We start from the raw sequence: 12,516 nt of genomic DNA, 5'->3' as shown, positions 1-12,516 counted from the left end.
CTGCACATGTCATCACGTCGTTTTGGAAGCCAGTCTCTGGTTCGCCTGTTAGGGCACTGGCAACAAACCTCTTCCCGCACCCCGCGGTGGCGCCAGCTGGCTGACGCGTTACGCCTGTTAATTCTGGATGGCAGGCTGGCGCTAAACACGCGCCTGCCCGGAGAGCGGGAACTGGCCGCCGCACTGGACGTCAGCCGCACCACCATCAGCAGCGCGCTGGCGCATCTGCGTGAAGAGGGTTTTCTGGAGAGCCGTCACGGCAGCGGTTCCCGGGCGATCCTGCCAGACAGCCGGGCCGTGCCCACGCTTTCCACTGCCAGCGCGGCGCTGGATCTCTCAACCGCCGCGCTCAACGCAGGGCCAGAGATCCATCAGGCCTACACCCACGCGCTGACGACCATTACGCCGAATCTGGCGCTGACCGGGTACGATCAGCTTGGGCTTCCAGCGCTGCGTGAAGCTATCGCCGCCCGCTACACCGCACGCGGTCTGCCCACCCGGGCAGACGAAGTGATGGTGGTGAACGGTGCCGTCAGCGGCTTCGCCCTGATCTTAAGAATGATGACCGGGCCCGGGGATCGCGTGGTGGTGGATCATCCCACCTACCCGCTGGCGATAGCCGCGATTCAGGGGGCGCAATGCCGGCCCGTGGGCGTCTCGCTGCCAGAAACGGGCTGGGATACCGATGGTTTTGCCGCAACGCTTGCCCAGACAGCCCCGCGTCTGGCCTATCTAATGCCGGATTTTCATAATCCGACCGGGCGCTGCATGGATGCCGCGACGCGTCAGACCATAACCGACATCGCCGCGCAAACCCGCACCACGCTGGTGGTGGATGAAACCATGGTCGATCTCTGGTTCGATGCTCCCCCGCCGCCGCCGCTGGCCGCCTTTAACCCGGAGGCCGCAGTGATTACGCTGGGTTCCGCAGGCAAAAGCTTCTGGGGTGGGCTTCGTCTCGGCTGGATCCGCGCCTCGTCCCGCACTATCGCCACGCTCGCACAGACGCGCGATACGCTGGATCTGGGCTCTCCGGTGCTGGAACAGCTGGCCACGCTGTGGCTTATCGAAAACAGTGAAACCTTCCTGCCTGCCCGGCGGCAAATGCTGGCAGAACGGCGTGACCGCTGCGGCCAGATGTTACGGGAGCATTTCCCCGAATGGCGGTTTCAGGAAGCGGAGGGAGGACTTTCATACTGGATTGAACTACCCGGCATGCTGGCGACTCAACTGGCGGCACGTGCGGAAACGACAGGCATCATTATGGGCACCGGCACGCGCTTTGGGCTTTCAGGCGCGTTTGACCGCTACCTGCGTATGCCCTTCTCACTCAATTCGCCAGAACTTGAAGAGGCATTACTGCGTATCAAACCGCTGTGGCTTGCCTTAAATAAAAGTACACCGCCAGTAAAACGGAGCCTGGTGTAAATTATTCGCCAGAAACAATAAAAACAGCTGACTGTAACGCATGCAGTCAGCTGTTTTCATGAAGAACAACTTAATGTTGAGGAGGAATCGGGAAGCCTTTCAGCGAAATAATGAAATTTTCACCTTCTTTCTTTATTTTTGCACCGGTATCACACCAGTCAGACGCAATTCGAAAGAACTCATCACTTCCTACATTCCAGCCAAGACGAACATGTTTCACATAGCCCGAACGTAACAGATTGCAGGCCTCGTTGTAATCGCTGGCAGTCGATAGTTGTTGTTTCATTTTCTCTTCTTCAGAAGTTTACGTAGTGCTTTGATTTCTTTAGGAGTAAATGGATTTACGCTCTCTTCTTCCGTATGCTGATTATCAACATCCTCTTCCGATACTCCCGCCTCTTCTACTGCTTCAAATGCCAGCAGCAGCAGTTTCTCTGTGGTCACGCTTAAATTCTCATTATTGTCTTCCGCATAGTGGCGGAGTCTTTCTTTTAGCGCTTCATCAATTTTAACGTTTAAAACCGCAGTTACCATGATTGTCACATCCTTTCGGAACACGTGTTTAATTTAATACACGAAGATAAGTTTGTTATCCAGATATATATTTTTTTACTTATGACAACAAAAAGACGCCCGATAATAAAATGACAGTCTATTATTACAGGTTTATGACATTATTATTTCAGTTCAATGAAGGATATATTGCACGAACAAAATAGGCACATAATTGAGAAGGTTTATATAGGGGGAAACTTCAGAGAAGAACACAAATGGGTGGGGGCCCTGCCAGCTACATCCCGGCACCCACGTCGTCTGCCCTGGCTGCTTCCTTCCGGACCTGACCTGGTGAACAGAGTAGCGTTGCGGGAGAACCAACAGAGCCCCCATTGAGAGCGTTGATAACCAACGCGCTGGCGCATTATCCCTGTGGAGCACCTCAATTGCAAGCCGCTGGCAACTGGATGCTGGATTATTGCGCAAACTGACCCGACAATCTTCTTTATCTTCGTATAACATTACCCTTCGCTGATTTCCCGCTGGAGAAACAATGGACGAACATGACACTTTCCCACAGCGAGTGTGGCTAATCGTGGCCTCGATTCCGGAAGGTTGTGTCACGACCTATGGGGAAGTCGCCCGACTGGCGGGCTCTCCGCGCGCAGCGCGTCAGGTTGGCGGCGTGCTAAGAAGGCTTCCGGAGGGAAGTACGTTACCATGGCACCGGGTCGTTAATCGCCATGGCGCCATTTCCCTCACCGGGCCAGACTTGCAGCGCCAGCGTCAGGCATTACTCTCAGAAGGGGTACAGGTGTCCGGGACGGGACAGATAGATATGCAGAAGTATCGCTGGGAATACTGACGCCCTCTCCCGTCAAAATGAAGAGGGCGAAAGAAAGTTACAACTGTGTTGGCGGTGTAGGCAAGGTCGGCTGATTGGTCTGCGTTGCCACAGGTACTTCAGTCTGCTGCACCGGGACCAGGGTCAGGTCGATTTTGGTGCCCCCTTTGTTGACCGCTTCCTGCACGGTATCGGTGATAAAGACCAGCTTATCGTTGATCGTTACCGCCGCGCTCAGGAGGATACGCGCGTTAGGCTGAACGTCAGACGGGTTGTACGGCAGCACGAAGCTGAACGGCGCCTGTTTACCCTCTGTACGAACTGCACGCTGTGCAAGGACTTTAGACGGTGCATCCGCCAGAGACGCATCGGATAACGTGACCGTTAAAACCGCGTCCGGCGGCAGAGCGACTTTCTGTTTGATCCAGATGGTACCGGACACGTTAGGCTGTCGAATAGCTTGCTGTGAAAGGGTGTTAATCCCGTTTGGGGTCGCCGTTGGTACCGCTACATCGGCACTCTTATCCGCACAGGCGGACAACGCCACCGCCATTGCAACACCGCTTAACATAGGCACGAGTTTCATTGAAGTCTCCTTATCATCAATGCACCGGCGGGATCGATCCCATCCGATGTCGTTTTATTCACATAACGTAAACAAGTGTGGCACAAATCACGGATTTATGCCTAATTTTGCCCAGGTATTAAGATAATTCTACCCATCGGACCACTATCGTTTCTGCGTTATACTCAGCGTATCTTTCGCCACGGCGTTTATTGAGGACCACTATGAGTCAGGCACTGAACAATCTGCTGACATTGCTGAACCTGGAAAAAATAGAAGAAGGGCTTTTTCGCGGACAGAGCGAAGATTTAGGCTTACGCCAGGTTTTTGGCGGCCAGGTCGTGGGGCAAGCGCTGTATGCCGCCAAGGAGACCGTCCCGGCAGACCGTCTGGTGCACTCGTTTCACAGCTACTTTTTACGCCCCGGTGACAGTGCTAAACCGATTGTTTACGACGTGGAAGTTCTGCGTGACGGTCAAAGCTTCAGCGCCCGTCGCGTGGCAGCCATCCAGCATGGCAAACCCATCTTCTACATGACCGCCTCGTTCCAGGCGCCAGAGCCGGGCTATGAGCATCAAAAAAAGATGCCGTCTGCCCCATCGCCGGACGATCTGAAATCGGAAACCGAAATTGCCCGCGCACTCGCACATCTGCTGCCGCCGCAGGTAAAAGAGAAGTTTCTGTGCGATAAACCGCTGGAGATCCGCCCGGTCGAATTTCATAACCCAATGAAGGGGCATACTGCTGAGCCCACCCGCCAGGTGTGGATCCGCGCCAACGGCAGCGTACCGGCAGACTTGCGCGTGCATCAGTATCTGCTGGGTTATGCGTCGGATTTCAACTTCCTGCCGGTTGCGCTACAGCCGCACGGCGTGGGATTCCTGGAAAAAGGGATGCAGGTCGCCACGATTGACCATTCCATGTGGTTCCATCGTCCTTTCGATATGAACGAGTGGCTGCTTTACAGCGTAGAAAGTACCTCTGCGTCCAGCGCACGCGGTTTTGTTCGCGGGGAGTTTTACACCCAGGATGGTGTGCTGGTGGCTTCTACCGTGCAGGAAGGTGTGATGCGTAATCGAGGGTGAGGTAAAAAGCCCGGTCGCTACGCTTACCGGGCCTGCAAATTTCACTTTTTCAGGCCGGGTAAGGCGAAGCCACCACCCGGCAAGGCACTCAAATTATGCGTTGTACGCATTCTCGCCGTGGCTGTTGACGTCCAGACCTTCGCGCTCCTGCTCTTCCGGTACGCGCAGCCCCACGGTCATATCGGCCAGCTTGTAGCCGATAAAGGCCACAACGCCCGACCAGACAACCGTAATCGCGATACTTTCAAGCTGGACCAGCACCTGATGCATCATGGTCACGCCTTCAGCATAACCCACGCCGCCCAAAGATTGTGCAGCAAAGATACCGGTCATGATACAGCCGATAATGCCGCACACACCGTGTACGCCGAATACATCACACGGATCGTCAACGCGCAGAATACGTTTCAGTGCGGTAACGCCCCACAGCCCCGCCAGACCCGCGACGATACCGATCAGCAATGCGCCGCCCACGCCCACGTAACCGCATGCTGGCGTAATACCTACCAGACCGGCAATCGCCCCAGAACAGGCACCCAGCAGGGATGGCTTGCCGCGAACGGCCCACTCGCCAAATACCCATGAGAGGATGGCCCCGGCAGTTGCCACCACGGTATTCACGAAGGCCAGCGCGGCGATTTCGTTAGCGGCGCTGGCTGAACCTGCGTTGAAGCCGAACCAGCCAAAGTAGAGGATGGCGGTGCCGGTAAAGACCATCGGCAGGTTGTGCGGCTTAAATGCTTCTTTCCCGAAGCCCACGCGCTTGCCAATCAGGTATGCGCCTACCAGGCCGGCTACGGCGGCGTTGATGTGAACAACGGTGCCGCCCGCAAAGTCCAGAGCGCCATGGGAAGCCAACAGACCACCGCCCCAGACCATATGCGCAATCGGGACATAGGAGAGCGTCAGCCAGACCACCACGAAAATCAGTACCGCAGAGAAGCGGATACGCTCAGCCAGCGCGCCCACAATCAGCCCCACGGTGATGCACGCGAATGAGCCCTGGAACGCGACATGAATATACTGATAGAAGCTGCCCATTACCGCGGTCAGTTCGATATTTTTCAGCATCGCCCAGTTAACGTTGCCGAAGAAGGCGTTACCCTCCCCGAAGGCCAGCGAGTAACCGTAAACCACCCACAGCACGCACACCAGCGCGAACGTGACGGCAACCTGCGTCAGCATGGAGAGTACGTTCTTGCCGCGGATCAGGCCGCCGTAAAACAGCGCGATCCCCGGAATCGTCATGAACAGCACCAGCGCGGTGCAAATCATCATAAAGGCGTTATCGGCTTTGTCTGCCACAGCAGGTGCAGCCATTGCCAGGCCCGGCAGCAGTGCCAGCGAACCCAGACCTGTTTTCATTGTTGCTTTCATCATTTTCTCGATCCCTATCACTGTGTGCCAGGAGTTACTTACAACGCCGCTTCGTCAGATTCGCCGGTACGGATGCGAATGACGCGCTGTAGTTCGGCAACGAAAATTTTGCCGTCGCCAATTTTTCCGGTGTAGGCCGCTTTGCTGACGACATCAATCACCTCATCAAGCTGATCGTCGGCAATCGCCACATCAATCTTCACTTTTGGCAGGAAGTTAACGCTGTATTCCGCCCCGCGATAAAGCTCGGCATGACCTTTCTGACGCCCAAAGCCTTTCACTTCGGTGACAGTCAGTCCCTGAATACCCATGGAAGACAGCGCTTCACGCACGTCTTCGAGTTTGAATGGTTTGATTACCACCGTAACCAGCTTCATATATCCCCTCCAGTCAGAATTCGGTAATGGCCGCAGCTAACACGAGAGGTATATTGCAAAGGGTGTGCCAGAAGTGAAATGTGAGGAGGAAAGCGCCGCGGCGCGCATGCGCCGCGAAGGGGTGAAAAAAAACGCACCATGGCAGTGCAGGGTGCGTTTCAGTTTTGCACCAACGGTTAAGACTGTTAGCGCATTGCCTTGTTATGGTGCATCAGGCGCTGAGCGACTCCTCCTCGCGCACGCTGGCGGCCAGCTCGTCGCCTGCCAGCTGCAACTGATACATCTGCCAGTAGCGTCCTTTCGCCTCAAGCAGCGCTCTGTGCGTACCCCGTTCAACGGCCTGGCCACGGTGCAGCACCAGAATGGTATCGGCATCGACGATCGTTGAGAGGCGGTGAGCGATCACCACCAGCGTAGTGCGATCCCGCACGGCAGCCAGCGCCAGCTGGATCGCCTGTTCGGTACCGGAGTCGATGCTTGCGGTCGCTTCATCCAGAATCAACACCTGCGGCGTCTCAATCAGCACGCGCGCCAGCGCCAGGAGCTGCTTTTGCCCGACAGAGAGGTTATTGCCTTGCTCGCCCAGCCGGGTATTGATCCCCTCGCTTAACCCGCGCGCCAGATCTGCCAGCTGCACCGTTTCCAGCACCTCCCATACCTGCTCAGGCGTGAAAGATCGTCCCAGCGTCACGTTGGCATAAAAGGTATCCGCCAGCACTACCGGATCCTGCTGCACCATCGCGACGCCTTTACGCAACGCGTTGTGGCTAAGCGCGGAAAGAGGCCGTCCATCCAGACGGATCTCCCCCTGCGTCAACGGATAGTAGCCCATCAGCAAACTGGCGAGCGTGCTTTTGCCGCTGCCGGTATGCCCAACCAGGGCGACAAAACCGCGCGACGGTACCTCGAGGTTGATATCCTGCAAGACAAGCTGATCGTCGCGGTAGGCAAACGAGACATGATCAAACGCTATGGATCCACTTTCCAGCGGACGTTCATCATCGCCATAGGTCTGACGCGGCCTGTCCATCAGCTCAAACACACGCTCACCCGCGACTACCGCCTGTTGCAGCATCGATTGCTGCGTAGTGAGTTCAATCAGCGGTTCGTTAAGACGGCCAAGGTAACTGATAAACGCGTACAGCACTCCCACCTCAATGGTTCCGCGCGTCGTCAGGCCAAACAGCATCAACAGCCCGCACAGCACCAGCGCAGAGAAGAGGCTCAGCAGCGGGCGTAACAGGAAGCCGTCCAGACGTAACGTCTGCATCCGCGCCATATAGTGCGAACGGCTGGCTTCTCCCATCCGCTCGCCAAAACGCGCCTGCTGGCGAAACTGCTGGATAACGCTCATGCCGTTGATCACTTCGTTGAAGCCATCATTGATGTCTGCAAGGTAAGCGCGCACGCGACGAACAATCGGCGTGCTGTAGCGCTGGTAAATTACCATCACAATCAGCACCGCCGGGAAAATAGCGATCGCCACCAGCGCCATCCGCCAGTCCAGACTGAACATCGCCACCAGCATCGCGCCAATCAATGCGGCACTGCGCAGAACCGTTGCGACAACGGTCACATAAAGGTCGCGGATCACCTCGGTGTCATTGGTGACGCGCGAAATAACCTGCCCGACCGGCTGGGTATCAAACTCGCTCAGCGGCTGACGCAGCGCGGCATCCATCACATCCGTGCGTAGCTGCTGGACCACGCCCACGGCGGCCCGGTTAAACAGCAGCGACTGCGCATAGTGCAGCCCCGCCGCCGTCAGCTGTAGCCCGACATACGCCACACCCAGCCCCGCCACCAGCCCCAGCGGCAGATAGCTTTTCGCCACCATGTTATCGATAAAATAGCTGATAAGCAGCGGACCGGTCACCTCCGCAATCGCGGCGATCCACAGTAACAGCACGGCGATGGAAAGCGGTTTGCGCCACGGTGAGCCATAGGCGAGCAGCCGTTTTAACGTCGGCCACATCTGTCCAAACTTACGCATCGGTGACCTCCTCATCCAGCGCAGCTTCAAGCTGTTGATAGCGGTACATATCCCGATACCAGCCGGCCTGCCCGGCGAGCTGTTCATGCTGACCACGTTGGGCAATATGCCCGTGCTGAAGCACCAGAATTTCACTGGCTTCGGTAAGGGCCGACAGACGGTGCGCGCTGATGATGACCGTGCGCCCCTCCCCCCACTGGCGAAGGTTATGCAGAATTTGATGCTCGGTACGCCCGTCAACCGCGGACAGCGCATCATCCAGAATCAGGATCTCAGCGTCCAGCAGCAGCGCGCGGGCAATAGAGATACGCTGTTTTTGTCCACCGGAGAGCATAACGCCCCGCTCACCCACTTCTGTGTCGTAGCCCTGCGGCAGGCGCAGAATATCCTCATGGACGCTGGCTAAGCGCGCCACATGCTCGATCTGGTCCTGTGTCGCCGTCGGGCACCCGAGCGCGATATTGTTGGCTATGGTGTCTGAAAACAAAAACGGCGTCTGGCTGACGACCGCCAGGCGGCTGCGCCAGTCATCCAGCAGCAAACGTGGCAGGGGGACGTCATGGAAACGGATATCGCCTTCGCTCACGTCAAAATGGCGCTGAATCAGTGACAGAATGGTGCTTTTACCGGAGCCCGTCGGGCCGCAGATGCCCAGCATCTGACCAGGACGCAGCGTGAAACTGACGTTTTCAAGCACCGGATGTTCCGTTTGCGGGTAGATAAAGACGCGGATATCAGCCTTCAGAACACCCGGACCTTCCGGTACCGGCTCGCTGCCATCGTTCACTACCGGCACTTCCGCCAGCATGGCGCGGATACGGCTGTAGGCGGCGCTCCCACGTTCAACGATGTTAAACATCCAGGCCAGCGCCAGCATCGGCCAAATCATCAGCCCGAGGTACATCGCAAAGCTGGTTAACTGCCCGAGGGTCATGGTGCCTCGCACCACCATCCAGCTGCCGCCGCCCACCGCCAGCAGGTTCGCCATGCCAATCGCAATATAAATTGTCGGATCAAAGCGGGCGTCTATACGCGCCACGCGCATGTTTTTCGCACCGGTATCGGCGGCGTCGGCCGCAAACAGCGCGGACTGCCTGTCTTCCAGACCAAACGCTTTGATCATGCGGATGCTGGTCATGCTCTCCTGGGTGCGATCGTTTAACGACGAGAACGCCGCCTGCGCCAGCTTAAAGCGTTCATGGAGCTGCTCGCCGTAGCGGTTAATCGCCAGCGCCATCAGCGGCATCGGCAGCAACGCCAGCAGCGTGAGCTCCCAGCTAATTTGCGTAGACATCACAATCAGTACCGCACAGCCCATCACCAGGGAATCCACCAGCGTTAACACCCCTTCACCGGCGGCAAACACCACACGGTCCACATCGTTAGTGGCGCGGGCGATGAGATCCCCGGTACGGTGACGCAGATAAAACTCAGGGTGCTGGCGGCTCAGCTGGCGGTAAAAGTCCTCGCGCAGCTCAACGGCAAGCTGATAGGACGCGCCGAACAGCAGCACGCGCCAGACATAACGCAGCAGGTAAACCACCACGGCCGTCAACACCAGCGTACCGACCCACATCATCACCCGTGCGGCGGTGTAATGTTGTTCCGTAACACCATCCACGACGTATCCCACCACTTTGGGCGGGATCAGTTGCAAAATGGCAATGATAATAAGCAGGGCCACCGCGCCGAGGTAGCGTTGCCACTCCCGACGAAAGTACCAGCTTAATTGGGCAAATAATCGCACGCGGTCTTTTCCTGAAGATATTTTATGAAGTTATTCAATGGGTAACGCTGTGGTGTATTTAATCTGTTCCATGGCGAAACTGGAGGTGACATCGGACAAGCCCGGTACGCTATTGACCAGCCGCTTGTAAAAATCATCGTAGCGCTTCATGTCTGCCACCTGAACGCGCATAAGATAGTCGTATTCCCCCGCCATGCGCCAGAAGCCGAGCACCTCGGGCATGTCGGAAACCTGGGTGACGAAGCGGCTGTACCATTCGCTGCTGTGATGCTGCGTTTTTATCAGGACGAAGGCGGTCAGTCCAAGCCCCAGTTTTTCGGGGTCCAGCAGCGCCACACGTCCCAGCAGAATGCCATCGTCTTCCAGCTTCTTGAGGCGCTTCCAGCACGGTGTGGTGGTCAGATTAACGGCATCTGCCAGCGCCTGCAAAGAGAGGGTGCAGTCGCTTTGCAGCAAAGAAAGCAGCTTGCGGTCAATTTTATCTAGCATATCCACCTCCCAGAGAAAATTATTCTCCTTACATTCTATTTTAAAGGCCAGATAGCAACAATTTTTTCTGTGCTTTTCGCTATGCTGGGCACAAAATGACAAACGGATAACTACGATGAATAGCACCTGGGTTAAACATGCCATCAGCGAAATAAATGCCGACTATCAGCGCTCGGCAGATACCCATTTGATCCGCCTGCCTTTGCCTGGATTTCCCGGCATTCAGCTTTACCTGAAGGATGAAAGTACCCATCCTACCGGCAGCCTGAAGCATCGCCTGGCGCGTTCACTCTTTTTATACGGTTTATGTAACGGCTGGATTAAAGAAGGCACCACGATTATTGAATCGTCGTCCGGATCAACTGCCGTCTCAGAGGCCTACTTTGCCCGCCTGCTGGGCCTGCCGTTTATCGCTGTGATGCCCTCCTGCACGGCGAAACGTAAAATTGAACAGATCGAATTTTACGGCGGACGCTGCCACTTTGTGGAAAGCGCCTGCGAAATCTATGCGGCCTCCGAAATGCTGGCCCGCGAACTAAATGGTCACTATATGGACCAGTTCACCTTCGCCGAGCGCGCCACCGACTGGCGCGGCAATAATAACATTGCGGACAGCATTTTCCGCCAGATGACCCACGAGCCACATCCCGTCCCCTCTTACATTGTCATGAGCGCGGGCACGGGCGGAACCTCCGCCACCATCGGACGTTATATCCGCTGTCAGGGTTATGATACGCAGCTGATGGTGGTTGACCCTCAGAACTCGGTGTTCCTTGATTACTGGCAATCTCGCGATGCCAGCCTGCGCAGCCCTGTGGGGAGCAAGATCGAAGGAATTGGTCGCCCGCGCGTCGAACCCTCGTTCATTCCGGACGTTGTGGATGAGATGCTCCGCGTGCCGGACGCCGCCAGCGTCGCGACGGCGCACTGGCTGGAGACACAGCTTGGCCGTAAAGTCGGGGCCTCTACCGGCACCAATATGTGGGGGGCGCTACAACTGGCCGCGAGAATGCGTGAAGAAGGCCTTAGCGGCTCTGTCGTCACGCTGCTGTGCGACAGCGGGGAGCGCTACCTGGACACCTATTACAACGCAGAATGGGTGCAGGCCAATATTGGCGATGTTGAACCGTGGAAAGCGCAGATTTCGCATCTGGTGAAATAAAAAAAAGCCAGGCTTTAGCCTGGCTTGCTGGAAGGATCTCGCTATTCGGGGGAATATGGGAGGTTATTTTTGTCCAGCCAATGCGTCAAAAAATGGGACACCGCTTCGTTACGACAGTGTCCGATAACCGGTAAATGCGGGAGCGCGGCGATAAGTTGCGGCATCGCGTTCCCCATAATCAGACCACGGCCTACGCTGCTCAGCATCTCATGGTCGTTCATGGCGTCACCAAAGGCCATACAGTCCTGCATCGTCAGCCCCAGACGATCGCTCAGCACCGCCAGCGCAGATCCTTTGTTACAGCCCACCGGCAGCACTTCAAGACAGTCCACCGCCGAGAAGGTCAGGTGCGCCCGGTCGCCCAGCGCCTCGTTAAGCTGAATACGCAGGCGGCAGAGATCGTCGTGATCGCCGCAGAAGCAGATCTTGGTTACCTTGTGTGCCGGAATGCGGCGCAAATCGATGAGCTGATATTTAAAGCCACTGTAAACGTGAGCGTGCAGCAAGGCCGGGATCTCACGCCCGGTAAACCAGCCTTCATCGTTAAAAACATGCACGCTGGCCTGCGTATCCCAGGTGCTGTGCAGGACGATGTCCGCCACTTCCGGATCCAGATCCTGACGGTGCAGCACATCGCCCTCGACGGAGTGAATGCGCGTCCCGTTGCCGGTGATCAGGAACGCATCGAGGGCAAATGTTCCCAGCAGATGGCGCATCTCCAGCACATGACGACCAGTGGCAAACGTCAGGGTGACTTCACGCTCGCGCAGGCGCTTAAGTGTGTTCAGGGTTTTCTCCCCTAAACGGTGATCCGGCATTAACAGCGTGCCGTCCATATCAAATGCAGCGAGCCGAGCCATAATTACTCCCGAAATGTGATGCGGTTAACTTGTGCATCAGTATTACGTGAGATATACGGAAGTAATAGTGAATAGATGATAATTATTGTTCCGG

13 protein-coding genes and 1 other RNA gene are annotated in these 12,516 nt (G+C 56.4%); 4 read left to right on the top strand and 10 right to left on the bottom strand.

What is annotated here, in order from left to right; all coding sequences use genetic code 11:
* Window positions 1-6 precede the first annotated feature (6 nt).
* Window positions 7-1,428 carry a PLP-dependent aminotransferase family protein gene (locus INF86_RS04555; protein WP_023305590.1) on the top strand — a complete coding sequence of 474 codons (1,422 nt, stop codon included), beginning with the start codon at window positions 7-9 and terminating at the stop codon, window positions 1,426-1,428.
* Window positions 1,429-1,498: 70 nt separating this feature from the next.
* Here INF86_RS04555 and INF86_RS04550 read toward each other — a convergent pair whose 3' ends face one another.
* The 3 genes from INF86_RS04550 to ffs form a co-directional block, all read right to left on the bottom strand.
* Window positions 1,499-1,714 carry a hypothetical protein gene (locus INF86_RS04550; RefSeq protein ID WP_006809861.1) on the bottom strand — a complete coding sequence of 72 codons (216 nt, stop codon included), beginning with the start codon at window positions 1,712-1,714 and terminating at the stop codon, window positions 1,499-1,501.
* Entirely contained in the window at window positions 1,711-1,962 is a 252-nt protein-coding gene (locus INF86_RS04545; protein WP_022647261.1) for a hypothetical protein, read from the bottom strand. The genes INF86_RS04550 and INF86_RS04545 overlap by 4 nt, the downstream gene beginning before the upstream one ends.
* A 247-nt stretch (window positions 1,963-2,209) precedes the next feature.
* Window positions 2,210-2,306: signal recognition particle sRNA small type (gene ffs / locus INF86_RS04540), an RNA gene on the bottom strand.
* A gap of 170 nt (window positions 2,307-2,476) precedes the next feature.
* On the opposite strand from ffs, the gene INF86_RS04535 reads away from it, so the two are divergent.
* Window positions 2,477-2,788, top strand: a complete 312-nt coding sequence (locus INF86_RS04535) for an MGMT family protein (protein WP_193543263.1) — start codon at window positions 2,477-2,479, stop codon at window positions 2,786-2,788.
* Window positions 2,789-2,825: 37 nt separating this feature from the next.
* Here INF86_RS04535 and INF86_RS04530 read toward each other — a convergent pair whose 3' ends face one another.
* Window positions 2,826-3,353, bottom strand: a complete 528-nt coding sequence (locus INF86_RS04530; RefSeq protein WP_022647259.1) for a YbaY family lipoprotein — start codon at window positions 3,351-3,353, stop codon at window positions 2,826-2,828.
* A gap of 203 nt (window positions 3,354-3,556) precedes the next feature.
* Between INF86_RS04530 and tesB the strand changes: the two genes are divergently transcribed.
* The gene (gene tesB, locus INF86_RS04525; RefSeq protein WP_193543262.1) at window positions 3,557-4,417 is read left to right on the top strand and encodes an acyl-CoA thioesterase II; all 861 of its coding nucleotides are present in this window, start codon (window positions 3,557-3,559) and stop codon (window positions 4,415-4,417) included.
* Window positions 4,418-4,510: 93 nt separating this feature from the next.
* On the opposite strand, the gene amtB is transcribed toward tesB, so the two are convergent.
* From amtB to INF86_RS04500, 5 genes are all read right to left on the bottom strand, one after another.
* Window positions 4,511-5,797 (bottom strand): ammonium transporter AmtB, encoded by a 1,287-nt coding sequence (amtB, locus tag INF86_RS04520; protein WP_022647257.1) that lies wholly within the window; start codon window positions 5,795-5,797, stop codon window positions 4,511-4,513.
* 35 nt (window positions 5,798-5,832) lie between these two features.
* The gene (gene glnK / locus INF86_RS04515; protein WP_006809867.1) at window positions 5,833-6,171 is read right to left on the bottom strand and encodes a P-II family nitrogen regulator; all 339 of its coding nucleotides are present in this window, start codon (window positions 6,169-6,171) and stop codon (window positions 5,833-5,835) included.
* A gap of 211 nt (window positions 6,172-6,382) precedes the next feature.
* Entirely contained in the window at window positions 6,383-8,164 is a 1,782-nt protein-coding gene (locus INF86_RS04510; RefSeq protein ID WP_171936205.1) for a SmdB family multidrug efflux ABC transporter permease/ATP-binding protein, read from the bottom strand.
* Window positions 8,157-9,911, bottom strand: a complete 1,755-nt coding sequence (locus tag INF86_RS04505; protein WP_045307882.1) for a SmdA family multidrug ABC transporter permease/ATP-binding protein — start codon at window positions 9,909-9,911, stop codon at window positions 8,157-8,159. The genes INF86_RS04510 and INF86_RS04505 overlap by 8 nt, the downstream gene beginning before the upstream one ends.
* A gap of 30 nt (window positions 9,912-9,941) precedes the next feature.
* The gene (locus tag INF86_RS04500; RefSeq protein ID WP_022647254.1) at window positions 9,942-10,400 is read right to left on the bottom strand and encodes an Lrp/AsnC family transcriptional regulator; all 459 of its coding nucleotides are present in this window, start codon (window positions 10,398-10,400) and stop codon (window positions 9,942-9,944) included.
* A gap of 115 nt (window positions 10,401-10,515) precedes the next feature.
* Between INF86_RS04500 and INF86_RS04495 the strand changes: the two genes are divergently transcribed.
* On the top strand, window positions 10,516-11,562 hold the full coding sequence (locus tag INF86_RS04495) for a PLP-dependent cysteine synthase family protein (protein WP_108367252.1): 1,047 nt from the start codon (window positions 10,516-10,518) through the stop codon (window positions 11,560-11,562).
* Between the two features lie 41 nt (window positions 11,563-11,603).
* Here INF86_RS04495 and cof read toward each other — a convergent pair whose 3' ends face one another.
* Window positions 11,604-12,422 carry an HMP-PP phosphatase gene (gene cof / locus INF86_RS04490; protein ID WP_023299454.1) on the bottom strand — a complete coding sequence of 273 codons (819 nt, stop codon included), beginning with the start codon at window positions 12,420-12,422 and terminating at the stop codon, window positions 11,604-11,606.
* Window positions 12,423-12,516: the final 94 nt, after the last annotated feature.

It is taken from the genome of Enterobacter cloacae complex sp. I1M, from assembly GCF_014982425.1.
Lineage (GTDB): Bacteria > Pseudomonadota > Gammaproteobacteria > Enterobacterales > Enterobacteriaceae > Enterobacter > Enterobacter intestinihominis.
Note: the sequence above shows the minus strand (reverse complement) of the source record. Positions and strands in the feature narration are given on the sequence as shown.